Annotated in this window: 15 protein-coding genes and 3 tRNA genes; 13 read left to right on the forward strand and 5 right to left on the reverse strand. The window is 38.2% G+C overall.

Annotated features, from left to right (window positions below):
• Window positions 1-4 precede the first annotated feature (4 nt).
• Window positions 5-415 carry a curli production assembly/transport protein CsgE gene (locus tag AC1EU2_RS15220; RefSeq protein ID WP_480299137.1) on the reverse strand — a complete coding sequence of 137 codons (411 nt, stop codon included), beginning with the start codon at window positions 413-415 and terminating at the stop codon, window positions 5-7.
• A 652-nt stretch (window positions 416-1,067) separates the two neighbouring features.
• On the opposite strand from AC1EU2_RS15220, the gene AC1EU2_RS15225 reads away from it, so the two are divergent.
• A complete protein-coding gene (locus tag AC1EU2_RS15225) occupies window positions 1,068-1,964 on the forward strand; it encodes a DMT family transporter (RefSeq protein WP_480299138.1) in 897 nt (298 codons plus the stop codon).
• A gap of 41 nt (window positions 1,965-2,005) precedes the next feature.
• Window positions 2,006-2,881, forward strand: a complete 876-nt coding sequence (locus AC1EU2_RS15230; protein WP_480299139.1) for a DMT family transporter — start codon at window positions 2,006-2,008, stop codon at window positions 2,879-2,881.
• Between the two features lie 29 nt (window positions 2,882-2,910).
• Here AC1EU2_RS15230 and gap read toward each other — a convergent pair whose 3' ends face one another.
• Window positions 2,911-3,921, reverse strand: coding sequence for a type I glyceraldehyde-3-phosphate dehydrogenase (gene gap, locus AC1EU2_RS15235; protein ID WP_129946365.1), 1,011 nt, complete (start codon window positions 3,919-3,921; stop codon window positions 2,911-2,913).
• Between the two features lie 967 nt (window positions 3,922-4,888).
• Between gap and AC1EU2_RS15240 the strand changes: the two genes are divergently transcribed.
• The 10 genes from AC1EU2_RS15240 (at window position 4,889) to AC1EU2_RS15285 (ending at window position 13,723) form a co-directional block, all read left to right on the forward strand.
• Window positions 4,889-6,325, forward strand: coding sequence for a glyceraldehyde-3-phosphate dehydrogenase (locus tag AC1EU2_RS15240; protein ID WP_480299140.1), 1,437 nt, complete (start codon window positions 4,889-4,891; stop codon window positions 6,323-6,325).
• Between the two features lie 349 nt (window positions 6,326-6,674).
• Window positions 6,675-6,748 (forward strand) — tRNA-Cys (locus AC1EU2_RS15245).
• A 42-nt stretch (window positions 6,749-6,790) separates the two neighbouring features.
• Window positions 6,791-6,876: transfer RNA gene (locus AC1EU2_RS15250), tRNA-Leu, on the forward strand.
• A gap of 39 nt (window positions 6,877-6,915) precedes the next feature.
• Window positions 6,916-7,001, forward strand: a tRNA-Leu gene (locus tag AC1EU2_RS15255).
• Window positions 7,002-7,112: 111 nt separating this feature from the next.
• Window positions 7,113-8,306 carry an amino acid aminotransferase gene (locus AC1EU2_RS15260; protein WP_480299141.1) on the forward strand — a complete coding sequence of 398 codons (1,194 nt, stop codon included), beginning with the start codon at window positions 7,113-7,115 and terminating at the stop codon, window positions 8,304-8,306.
• Between the two features lie 343 nt (window positions 8,307-8,649).
• Window positions 8,650-9,108: a hypothetical protein gene (locus AC1EU2_RS15265; protein ID WP_480299142.1), complete on the forward strand. Its 459-nt coding sequence runs from the start codon at window positions 8,650-8,652 to the stop codon at window positions 9,106-9,108.
• Between the two features lie 83 nt (window positions 9,109-9,191).
• Window positions 9,192-10,607: a M16 family metallopeptidase gene (locus AC1EU2_RS15270; protein WP_480299143.1), complete on the forward strand. Its 1,416-nt coding sequence runs from the start codon at window positions 9,192-9,194 to the stop codon at window positions 10,605-10,607.
• Entirely contained in the window at window positions 10,604-12,103 is a 1,500-nt protein-coding gene (locus AC1EU2_RS15275) for an insulinase family protein (protein WP_480299144.1), read from the forward strand. Before AC1EU2_RS15270 ends, AC1EU2_RS15275 begins: the two co-directional genes overlap by 4 nt.
• Window positions 12,096-12,821 carry an esterase/lipase family protein gene (locus AC1EU2_RS15280; RefSeq protein ID WP_480299145.1) on the forward strand — a complete coding sequence of 242 codons (726 nt, stop codon included), beginning with the start codon at window positions 12,096-12,098 and terminating at the stop codon, window positions 12,819-12,821. Before AC1EU2_RS15275 ends, AC1EU2_RS15280 begins: the two co-directional genes overlap by 8 nt.
• An 86-nt stretch (window positions 12,822-12,907) precedes the next feature.
• Complete coding sequence (locus AC1EU2_RS15285) at window positions 12,908-13,723, forward strand: DUF417 family protein (RefSeq protein WP_480299146.1); 816 nt, start codon at window positions 12,908-12,910, stop codon at window positions 13,721-13,723.
• A gap of 141 nt (window positions 13,724-13,864) precedes the next feature.
• Here the strand turns inward: AC1EU2_RS15285 and AC1EU2_RS15290 are convergent, their stop codons facing one another.
• Together AC1EU2_RS15290 and queF are read right to left on the reverse strand one after the other, a co-directional pair.
• On the reverse strand, window positions 13,865-15,334 hold the full coding sequence (locus AC1EU2_RS15290; RefSeq protein ID WP_480299147.1) for an ankyrin repeat domain-containing protein: 1,470 nt from the start codon (window positions 15,332-15,334) through the stop codon (window positions 13,865-13,867).
• Between the two features lie 193 nt (window positions 15,335-15,527).
• A complete protein-coding gene (gene queF / locus AC1EU2_RS15295) occupies window positions 15,528-16,385 on the reverse strand; it encodes an NADPH-dependent 7-cyano-7-deazaguanine reductase QueF (RefSeq protein ID WP_480299148.1) in 858 nt (285 codons plus the stop codon).
• A gap of 59 nt (window positions 16,386-16,444) precedes the next feature.
• On the opposite strand from queF, the gene syd reads away from it, so the two are divergent.
• Window positions 16,445-17,092, forward strand: coding sequence for a SecY-interacting protein (syd, locus tag AC1EU2_RS15300; protein ID WP_480299149.1), 648 nt, complete (start codon window positions 16,445-16,447; stop codon window positions 17,090-17,092).
• Between the two features lie 34 nt (window positions 17,093-17,126).
• On the opposite strand, the gene AC1EU2_RS15305 is transcribed toward syd, so the two are convergent.
• Entirely contained in the window at window positions 17,127-18,785 is a 1,659-nt protein-coding gene (locus tag AC1EU2_RS15305) for a methyl-accepting chemotaxis protein (RefSeq protein ID WP_480299150.1), read from the reverse strand.
• Window positions 18,786-19,071: the final 286 nt, after the last annotated feature.

Below are 19,071 nucleotides of genomic sequence, written 5' to 3' on the forward strand. Positions count from 1 at the left end.
AGTGTTAATAGCCGTCCATTTCTCTGGTGTTTCCACCAGTGAGTTCATTGGCTTTCATTTTTGCTAAATAATCAATCGTCATTAAGATTGCTTGTTTAGCTCTATCTTCTACAGAGCTCATACGACGTCCAAAATGAGTACGGTAGATTTTTTGATTATTGATCTCGAGCGTAAGGAGGGTGCCTGCTTGAGGGAAAACGGTCTCATGAATAGTGACGTTGTATCCTTGGGTATGGGGGATTTCACGCCAGTAACTGGAGTAATAGAAGTTGAAATCTTTGCCAAAGCGAGTCAATGTCCTGTCAATGACTAGACCGTCAATTTCAATTTCTTGACTGGCAAACGTATTTTGCATCGGAAAGAACAATACCAAGAGTATTGTGCTTTTGGTCAACAAGTGTGCGATTTTCTTCATGGCTTTGACTTCTATTTATCGTTATTTTATTGCGAACCTCTGTTCTTCATCCTGAAACGAATGCCTTTCCTTTTTGCATGCGTATCTGTTTCTAAACAGCATCCATTCCATGTAGCGCTGATTCGGGGATACACTACCAACATATCTAAACCCCGTCATCACTGATGAAGACGGAAACGGGTAATATCAAACTAAATAGTACAAAGATACTAGTACAAAAAATTTAATTATCTATTACTAGCCCGCTGTAATCGTTTTGTAGGATTTTTTGTGATACTGAATAAGCGAATGATGAATGATTAGAGGCCGTTCCCAATTAGTCATTTCGATTTGTTACTGCCTAAAATTGGCAAGCTCAAGGCACGAAGATAGAAGTTTAGTGAGCTAAATGAAAGATGAGTAACAAAGAGTTTGCCAATTTTAGGCGTAACCCGGAGGGCTGTGTATATTTTTCGTTTCTTCTGTTTTGCCGAATGCTTATGTAGAACAACTACACCTCACATTCGTCGTCTTGAATAAACAAAAAAATCTACAACAGCAAATCGAATTCGTTTATTGGGAACGGCCTCTAATAAAGAGGAAATACTTATAAATCTATTTTAGGTAGTTTGATATACACTTCAGTTTACCCATAGATAAATACAGAAGACAGATGAATTCTATTAAAGCGCATTTATGCATGATTGCTGCTACGATTCTTATCGCAAGTTCTTTCCCTGTCTCTGCGTTAGTTACTCATGATATTCATCCAATATCATTAACACTAATGAGATTTGTTATTGCAGCAATTTGTCTTTCCCCGTTTGTTTTTGGAAAGATGAGCTACAGAAGAATGTTACCTATGGCCTTCCCAAAAGGAGTCGCAATCAGCATTTTTTATGCAGGATATTTCATTTTAATGTTCATGGCTCTTGCGCATACCAGCGTTGTGAATACTGGAACTATTCATACTCTGACCCCTTTAATTACAGCAATTTTTAGTATGCTTATTTTTAAAACTCGAATTAAGAAGGTAGAGTTTTTAGCATACATCTTTGGCGTGCTGGGCACTATTTGGGTGGTGTTTAAAGGTAGCTGGAACGAGTTCATTGGGCTGCAATTAAATCATGGAGACATTTTGTTTATTGGTGCTGCACTGAGCATGAGTACATATATGATCATTATGAAGTTGGTTTATGGTTCCGAATCGGTAGTGGTGATGACTTTTTGTACTCTATTAGGTGGTAGCCTTATTTTGAGCGCAGCATTACTTATTTTAGGAATTCCGCTTAATTGGGATTTGTTACCAACAAATGAGATCAAAGATATGGTGTACTTGTCAATCTGTGCGACACTGCTGACTTCTTATTTAATTCAAAAAGCTCACACAGCACTTACCCCTGCAAAAGTGACCGCTTACATATATTTAAATCCTGTATTCGTGTTACTTATCTTTAGCCTTTACCATTGGGAATTACCAAGTTTAATTATCCTTCCTGGTATTTTGTTTTCTATTTGCGCTACCTTTGTATTACAGAAATACGGTAGTTCAATGGTCAAAAAATCCTAACATTTGGAGTCCTTATGAGAGCGGTTAAGTCTCACGTTCTTATGTTGATGTATACGATATTGATTGCTTCTTCTTTTCCGATAACAGCTAGTGTTACTCATCAAATACACCCAATCTCACTAAATTTACTTCGCTTTTTAATTGCAGTCATTGTCTTAACGCCTTTTATATTTTCGATGCCAAATGCCAGAAAAGCAGTTTCAAAAACGATAGTAAAAGGATTTATTTTAGGTTTTTTCTATTGCAGTTTCTTTGTACTGATGTTTATGTCACTTAAATATACCAGTGTTCTAAATACAGGAACGATTCATACTCTGACACCATTTATCACGGCGCTTGTAAGTGCCTTTGTTCTAAAATATCGTATCAAGAAAATTGAACTAATTGCCTATACAGTCGGAATAGTAGGTACATTATGGGTGATTTTTAAAGGTAACTTTCAAGCTCTCTTCGAACTTAATTTAAACTATGGTGATGGGCTGTTTTTTGTCGGGGTTGTATGCGCAGCTTTTTATATTGTATTGATGAAGTATTTCACAAAGCCCGGTGAAATTTTGGCAATGACATTTAGCTCTTTAATCGGTGGAGTTATTATTATGTTAATCGCAATGTTAACTTTTAATACTCCTTTTTATTGGGAGAAATTGCCTAAAGATGAATATTCGAATATTTTGTTTTTAGCTATAGGAACTACACTATTGACGGCTTACTTAATTCAACAAGCATCACCTTACTTAACGCCATCAAAGGTTTCTGCTTATATTTATCTCACTCCAGCATGTGTTTTAGTGATTGATGCAATTTACTATAACCAATTGCCTAAATTAATTTTGTTACCAGGGATTGTACTTTCTGTTGTTGCCACGTTTTTGCTGCAAAAGTATGGTGATTCAGACATAAAAAAAGTGCGGAGCTAAGCCGCACTTTTTATTAAGTAAAGTCAGTATTACTTAGCAGACATAAACGCTACTGCGTTATCTAGCATGCGGTTACTGAATCCCCACTCGTTGTCATACCAAGACATCACTTTAACTAAACGACCGTTAACACGAGTTTGTGTCGCATCGAAGTTAGAAGAGTGTGCGTCATGGTTGAAGTCGATAGAAACTAAAGGAGCTTCGTTTACATGTAGTACACCAGCTAACTTATCTGTTCCAGCGGCTTTCTTAATGATTTCGTTAACTTCTTCAACCGTAGTATCACGTGAAGCGATGAACGAAAGATCAACAAGAGAAACGTTTGCTGTTGGTACACGAACAGCCATACCGTCAAACTTACCTTGTAAAGCTGGTACAACTAGACCAACTGCAGCAGCTGCACCTGTTTTAGTCGGGATCATTGAAAGCGCAGCAGCACGAGCACGACGAACATCAGTGTGATAAACGTCAGATAGACGTTGGTCATTGGTGTAAGCGTGAATAGTGGTCATAAGGCCAGACTCAATACCAAGCTCATCGTTTAGAGGCTTAGCAAAAGGCGCTAGACAGTTAGTCGTGCAAGAAGCGTTAGAAATTACAGTCATATCTGCTGTGATTTCATCATGGTTAACACCGTAAACGATAGTTGCGTCTACGTTTTTACCAGGAGCAGAAATGATAACTTTTTTTGCACCAGCTGCTAGGTGAGGTTGTACCGCTTCTTTTGATTGGAAGATACCAGTACATTCGAACACGATATCAATATCAAGATCAGCCCAAGGTAACTTGCTTGGGTCGCGCTCCTGATAAGTCATGATCTTGTCGCCATTTACATAAATCGCTTCATCGTCATGATCAACTTTAGCGTTAAAACGACCATGAACAGAGTCATACTTAGTTAAGTGTGCGTTGATAGAAGCATCGCCTAAATCGTTTAATGCAACGATTTGGATTGGGTAATCTTTTTCGCTTTCGTAAAGAGCGCGAAGTACGTTTCTACCGATACGGCCGTAACCGTTAATAGCAACACGAATTGTCATTTGGTATCCCTCAAAGTGGATGAGAAAAAATAATTTGGTTATAAAATTACAAAAATGACAATATCAGTCAAGTATTAGGTGATGATATGTCATGTAAAACCAGTAAAATGTGTAAATTTTTTAACACAAGTCTCGAAATTGATATTTTTATTTCTATTTTTAGTAATAAAATTCAACGTGGCAGAGTTGTTGCGTTTTTAGCAAAACCTTGTGCTTTTCATCAGACGGAAAGACGTTAATTTATCACCCTTTAAGTCATTCATTTCGTGACCAGACTCTCAGCTTAGATAATTCATAAGATTAAATTCCTTTGACTCGTTGTTCGAACTCAAGATGATCAGAGGCCGTTCCTAATTAGTCATTTCGATTTGTTACTGCCTAAAATTGTCAAAATCGAGGCACGAAGAAAGAAGTTTAGTGGGCTAAACGAAAGATGAGTAACAAAGAGTTTGCCAATTTTAGGCGTAACCCGAAGGGCTGTGTATATTTTTCGTTTTTTCAGTGTTGACGAATGCTTATGTAGAGCAACTACACCTCACATTCGCCGCCTTGAATAAACAAAAAATCTACAACAGCAAATCGAAATAGTTAATTAGGAACGGCCTCTAGAATAAAAAAGCGAAAAAAACATTAAATTTTTAAGGATTTTTTTTACAACTCGAACATATAAGACGTTGAATTTTACGGTCAGAAAACAGGGTTTTTACATCGATACGTTAACTTTGGTGTAATTATTACAAAAAATAACGAATTCCCATTCTATAATGACTGTTTTTTCTAATAAAATTACATGGTTGTCTTTCTTTAGGTGGCTAGATTAGCACATGAGTTTTCTTTACAATTGCGCCCAATTTGCAGAGGTAGGTTAAGAATACCCGTAGGCGAATACTCCTCTTTACCCATGATTTGTTATTTTCACTCAGCATTTGTCCTCATTTGCGAACAAAGTGAAAAAAAGGATTGATAAATGAACGCTGATAAACACCTAAAAAGTTGGCAAGAACGTTTCGAATTAGCAGAAGCTATGCAACCTTTGCTTGGTAAACTGTACCGAAACCAAGGTGTAGAAGTACTAATGTATGGTAAGCCGCTACTGAATGCGTCTGCTATTGATATCATTAAAGCTCACCGTTTAGTTCGTCGTTTTGTTGGTGATAAATTACGTTTACGCGAAAGCTTTCCATTTGTGGAAGCATTAAGCAAACTTGATGTTAAGCATTGTAAAGTTGATATCGGAAAGTTAGCTGTTAACTATTGGCGTAACCATAATGATGCAAGCAATATTGATGCTTATATGGCACTTGAGCTAGCTTCAGGTCTTGGTAACGAAGCGGATACTGAACCTAAAGATGTTGTACTTTATGGTTTTGGTCGTATCGGTCGTTTATTAGCGCGTTTATTGATTGAGAAAACAGGTCGTAGCAATAAGCTTTGCCTGCGTGCTATTGTTTTACGTGGTGGTCGCAAAGGTGATCTTGAAAAACGCGCAAGCTTACTTCGTCGTGACTCAGTTCATGGCCCTTTCAATGGTTCTGTTGAGATTGATGAAGAAAATAACGCCATCATTGCCAACGGTACATACATTCAAGTTATCTACGCTAACTCTCCTGATGAAGTTGATTATACTCAGTACGGTATTAACAATGCATTGGTTGTAGATAACACGGGTATCTGGACCAATGAAGAAGGCCTAGGTATGCACCTTAAATCAAAAGGTGCTGCGAAAGTATTACTTACGGCTCCTGCTAAAGGTGATATTAAAAATATCGTTTTTGGTGTTAACCACGATGATATTAAAGCAGAAGACAAAATCATTTCTGCTGCAAGTTGTACAACGAATGCCATCACTCCAGTGCTTAAAGCAGTTAACGATAAGTACGGTATTGAAAATGGCCATGTAGAGACGATTCACTCGTACACCAATGACCAGAACCTAATTGATAACTATCATAAAGCGGATCGTCGTGGTCGAAGTGCAGCATTGAACATGGTTATTACTTCTACTGGTGCAGCTAAAGCTGTTTCAAAAGCACTACCTGAAATGGAAGGTAAGTTAACGGGTAATGCTATCCGTGTTCCTACTCCTAATGTTTCTATGGCAATTTTGAACTTAAATCTGAATTCAGAAACGAGTAAAGAAGAACTCAATGTTTATCTGCGTAACTCAGCATTACATTCAGAGCTTCAGCATCAAATCGACTTCACTGAATCAACAGAGATTGTTTCTTCAGACTTAGTGGGCTCTCGCTATGCCGGTGTTGTAGATTCAGAAGCTACGATTGCTGAAGGCCAACGTGCGACATTATATGTATGGTATGACAACGAGTTCGGTTATAGCTGCCAAGTTTTAAGTGTGATGGAGAAAATGTTAGGTCTACACACTTTATCTTTACCAAACGGTTAAAGTAATTAAACCTCAGTTTAAGGTCGCTATGTGCGGCCTTTTTTATTGCCGAATGATTTGAAATATAATAAGGAGCTTAAGTTTTGCACGGGTGCTAGCACTATCAAATAGAGCATAGCCTTTACCTTTTGGAATTGCTTCAGCAATAGACTTAATGAAGAAACCGATTGTTTACGCCTAAATATTTCTCATCAATCCCATATTCTGCTTGAATATTATCTGTTTTGTTCGATATTTCTCCGAACAAACCAAAGTATTAAAATAATCTCTATTTCTTGATTGACTCAAAATCATAAATCCGTAGAATGCCTTCTCGCTGTCAGGGAGAACTTCTCCAAACGATAGTTAAGGCGCGATGGCAGAATGGCTATGCTGCGGATTGCAAATCCGTCTATCTCGGTTCAACTCCGGGTCGCGCCTCCACATTAAAATTACGTTTTAATGTAATGCTTTATAAGAAGATGAGCCCGAGTGGTGGAATCGGTAGACACAAGGGATTTAAAATCCCTCGCTTAATAGGCGTGCCAGTTCAAGTCTGGCCTCGGGTACCATATTCTTATAAATAAAGCGTTACGATAAAACAAAATTTTGCCCGAGTGGTGGAATCGGTAGACACAAGGGATTTAAAATCCCTCGCTTAATAGGCGTGCCAGTTCAAGTCTGGCCTCGGGTACCATTATTTAAAGCTTAAAAAGCTGAAGAATAAGCAGAAAAACCTCAACATATGTTGGGGTTTTTTTGTATCCTATACTTATTAAAATTTCTAAATCCCGAATGAGATTTCACTATGATTTTTTCAACTGTCGAGCAAGCTCCTGCAGATCCTCTATTTGGTTTAAATGATGCCTTTAAAGCCGATCAGAGACCTGAAAAAGTAAACTTAGGTATTGGCGTGTATAAAGCTGATGATGGTACAACACCAATTTTAGATGTTGTTAAAAAAGCTGAAGCTCGCTTGCTAGAATCTGAAAAAACAAAGGTTTACCTTGGAATTGAAGGTGAGTCTAAATATAACTTGGGCGTGCAAAAGCTGTTATTTGGAGAAAATTCAGAACTATTAACTCAACAGCGTGCTAAAACGCTTCAAGCTCCGGGTGGTACAGGAGCGTTAAGATTAGGGGCTGAGTTTCTAATTCGTCAAACAAAAGCGAAAACCATTTGGGTCAGTAATCCAACTTGGGCAAATCACAGTAATATTTTTTCGACGGCAGGGTTTGAAATTAAACAATATGGCTATTATGACAGTAATAGCCACGGTTTAGATTTTGAGGGCATGATTGAAAGCCTTTCAAAAGCAGAAGCTGGAGATATCGTACTTTTACATGGCTGTTGTCATAACCCTACTGGCATCGATTTAAACGCTGAACAATGGAGTATCGTTGCTAGGGTTTGTGTAGACAAGCAGCTTGTACCGTTCTTTGACTTTGCTTATCAAGGTTTTGGCAATGGCATTGAAGAAGATGCACAAGGTTTGCGAATTGTGGCAGCTCAAGTTCCAGAATTACTGGTTGCAAATTCGTTTTCAAAAAACTTTGGTTTGTATAATGAGCGTATTGGTGCCGTTACCTTAGTGGCTGAAAATACTTCAATAGCTCAAAAATCTTACAGTCAGATTAAGCGAATTGTTCGTGCAATGTACTCTAATCCTCCGGCACACGGAGCTTTAATTGTAAGTACAATTTTGAACGATGCCGAACTTACAATGCAATGGCACAATGAGTTAAAGCAAATGCGTGAGCGCATCGCTAAGATGCGACAGCTATTTGTGAATACTTTAAAAGCTGAGGGTGTTACACAAGACTTTAGTTTTATTTCTGATCAGATTGGCATGTTCAGCTTTTCAGGTTTAACAAAAGAGCAAGTAGAAAAGCTCAAGACTGAGTACGGCGTTTATATTGTTGGTTCAGGACGAATCAGCGTAGCAGGAATGACGACAACCAATATTCCCGTTATCTGTAAAGCGATTGCTCAAGTTTTATAGTTCAATCAAAATTGTATGAGAAGAGGCCTAAGTGCCTCTTTTTTTATTGCCTATCGATAAAGAGTTCAGCAGCGGATAAAGGCGTTTTATTTAGTATCACTTTGCTCTATTTTTAAAAAATTAAGAATAGAGAGATACGTTTTTGACGGATTAAACTTTGATAATGTGGTTTGATATTACAGAGCATTGAGCGCATTATTTTATGCGCTTTTTACATGCGGGGACTTTTATGGAGAAGGTTTCAAATTGGTTGATTAGAAAGACTACGGGAAAGAGAGTTATTTTTCTCGGTGTAGTTTTTATTGTGTGTGTTTTTTTTCTCTTACCTCACTTAGAAACCATCATGGACAGAGTCTCTCATGGGGCAGGCTCACCTGATGTTCACTTTTATTATACGAGCTCACAACTGTATGCATGGATGTCTGACTATTCGGACGCTGGACGTTTAGAATATATAAAAACACGTTTCAGCTATGATTTATTTTGGCCTATTATTTACGTCAGCTTTTTATCTCTTGCGATCAGTTTTTCACATAAGTTTCAGCTGAGCTGTAATGTTTTATTAAAAAGCTATCGAGCTTATTTTAATCTTTTACCTTTAGCCGCAGGCTCCTTTGACCTTCTTGAAAATATAACTGTTTCGATAAATATGTATTTTTATCCTGAGCACTTATGGGGGCTAGATTGGGTATCAGGGTTTTGTACACTGTTTAAATGGATATTTGTGGCTTTGGCGTTTGGCGTTTTCTTTCGTGAGAGTTTTGGCTCATTAATTATTTGGTTCAAATTGAAGCGCAGTTAATTTGTAAAATCATAAAGTTGCAGCTGAGAAACTTAAACAGTATCTTGTTTTAATCATTCAAATGGATTCGAACTGTTTATTTTATGAAATGGAACTGGATTTTAGTTGGTTCAGCACTGGTTATGAAACCTGTAATGGCTGACTCATGTGATTTAACGGCGCAAGCCATGCCTCTATATCAACTTGAACAATCGATTGTTCATAAGACGTTAGATAATGGCTTAAACGTTAGACTCATCAATCGACCATCAAATAAAACAGTATCAGTCGTGAGCCAATTTAATGTTGGCTCTAAAAATGAAGTTGAAGGACAAACGGGGTATGCCCATCTTTTTGAACATTTAATGTTCGAAGGCAGTAAACATGCTCCTGGGGACAGTTTCAGCCAACAAATGGATGCTGTTGGAGCCGATACCAATGCTACAACTTGGTTTGATAGAACAAATTATTTCGAAACCGTTCCTTCATTTGCGCTTGAACTAGCATTTTTTCTGGATTCAGATCGTCTTAGATTTCCTGATCTAACTGAAAAAACGATAGCGATTCAAAAGCAAGCCGTGCTTCAAGAACGGACATTAACACTTGAATCACAGCCTTATCTTGAACCTGCTTCAGAGTTCTTATTCCAGCAGATTCGAGACACGCCATATGGTCATAGTGTTATTGGTTCTAGGAAAGACATACAGTCAGCGACTCAAGCAGAGCTACAAGCTTTTCATCAAAAATATTATCGCCCAGATAATATGCAACTGAGCGTTGTCGGTGGTCTACCTGACAACATCGATAAATTAGTGACTGAATACTTTGGCCATTGGCCAAAACCTGATACTGAGTTAACTCCACAGCCTGAGGTACATATTCAGCCTAGAGCTATCTCAGGTGAAATTGTTGACGGTCGAGGGCCATGGCCTGCAAGTTTATTATTTTGGCAAACGGTAGGTAGAAGCCATCCTGACAAAGCGGCAATCCAATTACTGCAAGCGCATTTATTCTCAGATAAGTCGGCTGTATTACAACGTCATAATTTGCATGATCCTGAGTACATGCTGTATTACCCATTAGCTCAGTCGTTGGCTGAATTTGGCGTAGCAGGTCTCGCAATTGCACCAAGAGCAAGAACCCAGTTAGATGCTCAAGTTAAGTCGATATCATCTTTGGTTCAACAAGTTCAAAAAGACAGTATTGATGAGCTGCGCTTATGCTATTTGAAATCTATTTATCTCAATGACCGAATTAATTTATTGCAAGATAATTTAACGATTGCGAAGGTGTTATCCGATTCCCAAAGTTCAGAATCAAAAAATCCTTTAACAGCAAGTTGGCAGCAAGTGAATCAAGTATCGGTTGCTGATATTCGAAGAGTGGCGAATACCTACTTTTCTCCTGCTCATGCCATCAGATTAGACTTATTACCGCCATGGTATATTCGCTGGGCTAAGAGTGTTTTGGAACTATTACCTAAAAACACGACGGATTCACTTGAGGAGGATGCGTTATGAGAATATTGAAGAGCAGTGTATTAGTGCTTTGTTTGGTTCTCGTCGCTTGCCAAAATAAGATTGATTTTACTCCAGTTAGTGAGCCAACTCTACCTACTTTTCAGGTAAATAATGGTTTTCCAAAAATAGTACCTGACTGGAAAATCCTTAACAAAGATAACAAATATCTAGCAAGAGCTCATTTTACGCAGAATGATGGAGTGGTCGTTCCTATCTCGGTTTATCAAGTCGATGACCCTCAAGAAAATAAGTGGGATATTAGACTGATAGGAGTGAATCCGACCAAGCCAATTTCTAACGCAGATGTGTTGGTGAGGGCATTCAGGCGCCAATCCTTATCTATGTTGGCTATTCAGCAAGATGAATGTATGGAAAGTCTTACTGCTGATGCTTCATACCATTCAGTGTCAGTAGCTATGGGCTGTTTTCGTCCTAACGATATTCATTTTAATCAGCTAGGGGCGTTCTGGGGTACTCAGTTTGCAGAAGATATCGATGTCGATACCGTTAGACGGAACTTAAAACTGGATAGAAAAATTCAATCAGTAACAGGCAGTGATATTAACCTTGTTTTTCAACAACACCTTCTTGGCAAAGAGCACCCATACTTACAAGTTGTTCAAAACCGGGTTTTCTTTGAGGATTTAAACCTAGAGAAACTCAAAAAGTTACAAGTTCAGACGTCCTCAATGCTTGAATGGCATTTATTACTTAAGGCGCCTAGTCAGCTAAATGAAGCTGAGCTTTTAGCTATCGCCAAGCAAGTCACTGCCAACATGAATGTAAATATTCAATCAGTTGTTCAACAGGATGTTAATTTAACTTCTCTTAAACCGTCTAAGACAATTTATTTTATTGATGCGCCAGACAGTTCGGATATTAAGGTTCGAGTAGGTTTGCGTTTTCCTCAATATTTTCATGAGGGTCGAGCCGTTTCTCCGGATGATAAAGATTGGGTTAATCAACAGCAGTCTTTATACGCCTGTAACACGCTCAGTGGGATCCTTGGTCGAGGTTCATACGGAAGGTTGTTTTATGACTTGCGTGAGACAAGAGGGCTAACTTACGGCGCATATGCTTATTGTCGAAATCAAGAGCTGCTAAGAGCAATGGTATTATGGGGGAGTGCTTCAAAAGAGCACAGTGGTGCCTTTTTAGAAGGGATGTTGCGACATATCAGTCTATTGAAAAATGAAGCGCCTCAGCAGGCTGAAGTAGACGCAATAAAATTGTATTTTTTAGGTCAAGATTTGATTTCGGAAGATCAAGATGACGGAATGGGCATTTTACAGTTATTAGAGCCAAGTAGTCACAGTGCGAAACTCGAACGTTTAGGTTGGTTGAAGAGTGCTACATCAGAGAGCATTCAGGCATTATCTAAGCAATTTCTATCCTCGACGCCAATTGTTGTTGTGCGCGGAGATGCAAGTGTCATCCTTGATGACATTAGACAAAAATTACCGGACTGGAAGATAGAGGAGGTAAAAGGTGAATAAATACCTTCTTTGCATTTTAATTTCGCTATTGAGTTTAAGCGCTGCAGCAAAAGACTGTGTTGTTGTTTTACATGGTTTGGCAAAGTCAGACAAAACAATGTCAGAAATAGCGTCGAAGCTGTCAGCAAATAACTTTAAATCTGTGAATGTCGATTATCCTTCTACAAAGTTTCCTATTCAACAACTTGCTGCAATGGCCATTGAGCCGGCGTTGAAGCAGTGCGAACCATTAAAAGAAGAGAGTAGTATTCATTTTGTTACTCATTCAATGGGAGGGATTTTGGTGAGGCAATACCTGTCTGAGCATGATATCTCTAATCTAGGGCGTGTTGTGATGCTTGGCCCTCCTAACAAGGGTAGCGAGGTGGTTGATAAGTACAGTACATTTCCTGGTTTTGACTTAATTACCGGGCCCGCTGGTCTCCAATTAGGAACAGGGCAAATGAGTGTTCCTAAAAAATTAGGTGCGGTAGACTTTGATTTGGGTGTAATCGCTGGCAGTAGCAGTTTAAATGTGATTCTTTCAACCATGTTACCCAATCAAGATGATGGCAAAGTGAGTGTTGAAAGTACAAAAATTGAAGGCATGCAAGATCATATCATTATGCCTGTCACACATGTTTTCATGATGAAAAATAACAAGGTGATTAAACAAGTGATTTATTTTTTAAATCACGGAGAATTTGAACGAAATTATCATTTCAAACCGGATATTTAGAGCAATAGTTTTATTTATCCATGAGTGAAATACAGTCATAGAGTGAATGGTCTATTGCCCCGACCCCGAACTCTATGAGTATTTTAATGAAAACTTCAAACTTTAATCCCGTCTTTTATTTACTTGCCTTGTCTTCAGTGTTGTTAGGTGCATCAATGTTATTGATGGGCGAAACAATACACATCACTTTAGTCACAGACTTCTTCTCTATTTCAACGCTTGCAAGCGCTTCAGTTTTTAACGCAGTTGCAGGATTAAGCTTTATTGTTATAGCTGTACTTTCAGTGTTGTCACTGAAAAACGAAAATATGCACAAGCCTTTAGCTTGGGTATTAATTATCATCGGTTTAATACCTTTACTTGCTCTTTTTTCTTCTAAGATGTGGATTGGCGCTTTAGGTGGCTTTCCTGCCATTGGTGCTGGGCAAGGGGTAATTAAATATTTTGCACTTGTTTCTGTAGGCATTCTATTACTGAAATCTTCAATGAATGTATGTCAGCAAAAATTGATCGCTGCTTTTCCCGTAATACTCGTATTACTGTGGATTGGCGGAATGAAGTTCACGGAAATTGAAGCTAAAGGCATCGAAGACTTAGTTGCAACATCACCATTTATGTTTTGGATGTATAAAATTTGGGATGTACAAACAACATCAAATTTAATCGGTGTATATGATTTAATTGCTATGACATTAGTTTTAGGCTCTGTGTTTAAGCCTAAATTATTTATGCCGGCAGCTTTGATGTCTGGTGCTGTATTCGTTGTAACTCAGACTTTCTTGTTCAGCGTTGAAGGTGCACTTTCAGCACAGACAATTTTATCTTCGACAGGCCATTTCTTGATTAAAGATTTATGGTTTATTGCTAGCTTAATCTGTTTGTGGCATTTAGTCAGAGATTGATTGTAGGCATGTTATCGGAGTGGCTCTGCCCTCCGATAATATGATTGATAATTAACTATTTTATTGTTTTTATGGTTATTCACTGCTCTTGTAACGAAAATTTATAGAGGATCAACAAAACTAATTGACGACGGCCTCTAGTTAGTCAATAGATAAATAGTCTTCTTCGTCATCAGAGCATTGATAATCGCTGCATTCATACTTTGTTTGAATACGCTTACTTTCTAAAAAACGAGAGCCTACAGAATCTTTCCTGAATTTTGCCATAAATTTTGGATCTGACCAGATTTTTTGGTAGATAGTTGGATCTTCCTTCGCTATGTATTCAGCTGCTTTTGTATCACCAGCTTTTAATGCATAGAACATTGCGGACTCCGTGGTGGGAATTGTAGTTTCAGATCCTGTTAGCAGGGCTTTATAGCTTTTCTGTAATTTCTTCGGTACTTCTGAATCAGGGATAGCCCACTCCTCTGTTTTCATATAAAGGGTTAAATACCAATAATTTTTAGTTAACGCCTCTATTAAAAGTTCACATTTACTTGGAATAGAATCACTAACCGTATCATCTGACTCCATCTTCTTTCCATAACATTGAAGTGGATTTTGTCCAAAGTTATTTTCAGCAGTAAGAGACGCACCTGCTTGAATGAGTGCATTTGCACAGTCAAGATCACCATAAGCTAAGGCATAGTGTAAAGCGGTATTTCCACGTTCATTTCTTATGTTTACATCAGCTCTGTGATTTAATAATAAGTTTACCTTATCTAGTCGAGTTTTCTTCTGCGAAGAACAGCAACTTTTCATTAAGGGCGTAATGCCCACTTTAGTTTCACCTGTTTCTTCAAGGTTGCCATTTACACATGCTTTGGCTTCTATTAAAAATAGTAGATGTTTTACTGAAGGAGAGTATGCAGCAGCGTAGACAGTCATATAGACCGGTCTTTCAGCCAAAATGCTAAGAGCATTATCAAATGTAAGAAGTTCTTTTAAAGCAGCAGGGTTACTATGAGTGCAACAGTATTCAAGTGAGTTAATTCCAAATGTTGTTACAGCTCTTAAATCAGGATGTAGCTGTTTTAGTTGTTTTAGAGTATCAACGTTACCTCCTTCACATGCATATGTTAGTGGAGTCGCATTTTTTGAGTCAGCATAATTTATACATTCTTTTCCGTATCTAAAAATGAAATCAGATAGCTTACCATCTCTACATTCCATCATAAAAGCGTTACACGTGGCAAGTTGACCTAAATAAGGGGTTACCACATTATGAAACTCTTCCAATACACCAGGAAGAAAACATGAAGAAACACATAAGATTGTATGTTGGGGAAGATTGTTATCAGTGCCTTGGGGGAGACTTTTGTCGGTGCTGAATCCCTCTAATTCAGTTCCAACTTTCGTAGAAATCGCTTGTTCAGGTTCAAAATACCATTGGAGAGAATCATAAGTTCGGACTTTTATTTTACATTTATAATAAACTTGTTGATCGTTCTGACTACTATAAAAACTAACATTAATATTTCCATCACTGAATTTAGCCGAATGTATGAGTTTAAAGTCTTGGCTAGATATGTTTGCGGTACTGTTAGTACTAGATGTAAGAGACAGCATTTTATTCACTGAATATTTTAAATCACTTAAAATTAGTATCTCATAAAGAGCCTTGAAGGCTTTGATTAGTTAATGAAGTTTAATTAATTGTTCATCACATGATTTGGTGTTTTTAGAGGTGATGTAGAGCTGAATAAAGTGGCTATTCGCAATAGATGATTAGGGTTAGCGTGCAACTAACCCTAGAATAGTTTTATTGTCTAGCTAAACGATGATTTTCACCCGGTTGTTCAAAGTCACTGCGGTATGGGTTAATGTCTAAGCCGCCACGACGAGTATAGCGAGCATAAACCGTTAACTTTGTGCAGTTACAAAATCGCTTAAGATCAACGAAAATTCGTTCTACACACTGCTCATGGAACTCATTGTGTTGCCTAAACGAGATTAAATAACGAAGGAGCTTTTCACGATCAATTTTGGGACCTTGATAGCGAATCATTACGCTGCCCCAATCAGGCTGAGAGGTGATCAAACAGTTTGATTTTAACAAGTTAGAAGTGAGCGTTTCCGCTACCGTTTGTTTATCATCTGTACTGTTTTCAAGGTACTCAGGTTTGAACTCATAATCATTAACTTCAATGTCGAGATCATCGATGCAAGTTCCTGGTAGCTCTACTACTCGTTGCGTTGAAAAATGCTTAGGTTCGATGATGTTAACTTCTACTTTTCCGTTTGCACATTTAGAAAGATCTTGTGCCAGTACTTCTTGTATTTGTTCAACTGAATCGAATTTAGTTTGGTTAAACGTATTTAAATACAGTTTGAACGATTTTGATTCAATTAAGTTTTCTGACTCGTAATTTAAACGAAACTCTGCAATGGCTACCATTGGTTTACCCTTGGCGTTCAACCAAGAAAGCTCGTAGCCAGTCCAAATATCCTCGCCGTGAAAGGGCAGTTCTGTGCCAAGTTCAATGGCATCACGATTCAGTTTACGAGGTACGCCCTGCAATAAAGCGGGATTATATTCAGATTCATATTGAGTAGATTTACCTAAAGTTAGGCCTGTTAATTCTTTCGCTTCACCATAGGGATCGTGGTTTTTTGTCATCAATACAATTTCCGTGTCAAAATAGCCGCATATTATAACCAAAATTGGATAGTACTTAAGTGTCTTGCTTCACTGCTTTAGAAGAATTTATTAATAAATATCATCAACAACATCAACAGACCCTGAATGAACTACCACGTTATTACCCTGTTGGAGAGTTTTCGCCCTGTATTGAAGGTGATTATGATGGGGATAAAGACCGCTATGTTCATTGGAATCCAGTAAAAAAAGATGCACCTTCCAACTTTAGCAATGTTGAAAGTGCGTTGGAAATTAAACTTCACCAAGACATTCATGATTTTTATGGCAAGTTATACTCAGCCCCGATTCACTTTGACTCCGAATTTGGGGAAGGTGAGCTGATTCAAGCTTGGAGCCAAGATAATTTTGAGTTGCTGCAGCAAAATATTATTGGTCATTTAATGATGAAGAAAAAACTTAAGCAGTCGCCAACATGGTTTATAGGAACGATTGATCATTCAGGCAAAATGATCACTGTAAATAATGAAGACGGAAGCGTTTGGGCTGAAATTCCTGGAGAAGTGCAATCCGAAAAAATGGCCGACTCGATAGAACAGTTTATTGGAGAACTAGAGGTGAAACCTTGCATTCCTGACGCTCCGCAATCTTATATTGAGCCGACTCCTGAGCACCCTGGAATTATTAATAGTTTAAAAAGAATGTGGCGTAATCTCACCTCAAAATAATGAGGTGAGATATTCAGGTTAAAATAAAGGCGGATCAATCAAGCATCTTTTCAGATAACTTATTTAATGCTTCACTTTCTGAAGCCATCTTCTGAGCCACTTCTACACTTGAAGTGGCCTCTTTTGAGAAATCATCAAGACTATCGGTGATACTCGAAATGGTTACGGTTTGCTCTTCAGTGGCGGAAGCAATTTCACGATTCAAGTCATTAATGGTGGTAACTTGTTCATCAACTTCTGTAAGTTTAGTTTGAGCATCATCTGCAAAATTAACCGTATTTTCGGCTACAGTAGCACTGGTATTCATCATTGAATTGGCTTGTTTAGCGTCAGTTTGTAAATCAGCAATCAACTGGTTAATCTCACGTGTTGCTTCTTGTGTTCTTTGCGCTAACGAACGTACCTCATCTGCGACTACGGCAAAACCACGCCCTTGCTCGCCAGCACGAGCTGCTTCAATAGCAGCATTAAGCGCTAATAAATTCGTTTGCTCTGCAATTCCATCAATTGTGCCGACGATTGAGCCAATGTTTTCACTGCGTTTATCTAAAGATGCGACAACTGAACTTGTTCCATTAATTTCTTCAGCGAGCATTGATAACGATTGGACAGCTTGATCCATGGTATTTTTGCTTTCACTCAACTTTTGCTTAACGCCATCGCTGGTATCGGACGTGACAAGAGTTCTTTCTGATACCATATTGCTCGCATGTTGTAACTCTTGGAGAGAATCAAGAATAAGAGAAATCTTCTCTTGCTGCATCAATGATGCTTGCTGCTGCTGTACTGCCATTACATTGGTATTGGCTGCGGCATCTTGAACATGTTTCGAATTTACTTTGATCGAAGAAAGTAGAGACTGAACAACCGAAATAGTGTGCTGAAAGCTTTTGGAAATATCTGCAATTTCAAACTTTCCTACTTCTGACATTGGATAATCGGCATTGCCACTCGCAATATTATCTGCCGCTTTTTTTGTTTCAGCATCAAGCTCAGAAAGAGGTTTAACAATATTCTTGCGTAAATAGAAGTAGATTACGGAAAGAAGAATCAAAACAGCGATAACCATAATTAATACAATGGAATAAACCTGTTGTTGAGTTTCAGTTTTAATTTTTTCGAGAGGGACATTGACGCTCAGGCCACCTAGTAAGACCTTATCATTCGGGTTAACGCCATGGCAGTTTGCACAACCAGGGTGCATATTACTGTATAAAGGTATGCCGATTCGATAGTGTTTATCATCATATTCCAGCACTTGAGGTTTCCCATTTACGAAAGCAGTTAGTGCTTCGTATTCAAATGCAATATTGGCTTGTGTCGCAGCGCCGCCTTGGCTTTTTGGGATCACAGACTGTGCGTCAGCAAACAGCCTTACTCGGCTTTGTTCATTTCCAAAATCGCTGGTAACAGCTTTATCCACAGCGGTAATGGTTCTCGTCCAGTCAGCATGAATTTCAGCTTTTTTGATGGGATCTTTTTCTTTGGTGAATTCGTCATTGAATTGAACAGACGAGACTAAAAACATTTGAGCTGTTCTCGATATTAGCTCAGCAGCCTTAGATTCAGCATCCTTATAGCTCTTATTATCCAAGTTTGACTGAACAAATAAGCCAAATACAATCGTAGATATGACCCCAATGATAACTAAAATTGCAGAAAGTTGTGTACTTATAGATTTTGTTTTAAACATGTCGGTTACCAATCCCTTACTTCTGGTGGTGTAGCACCAATCGACGTGATTTACCTGTCAGTCAATGTCTCTATATTTGTTTGAATTATTAGAGTGTTTAACTAAAGAAGGCGAAGTGTATTGATTAGCTATATGATGTTCAAGGATATTTTTGAAATAAACGGTATATCATGCTAAATAAATTTCTTTAATATTTTTTGGTTATAAAGATGTTGAATAAATAGGGGGTTAGTTATAGAAATGTCTTGGAATCAAACAGAGGAGTTGTGGCGGCAATATCATTACT

Source organism: Parashewanella sp. 2304DJ23-3 (genome assembly GCF_056591695.1).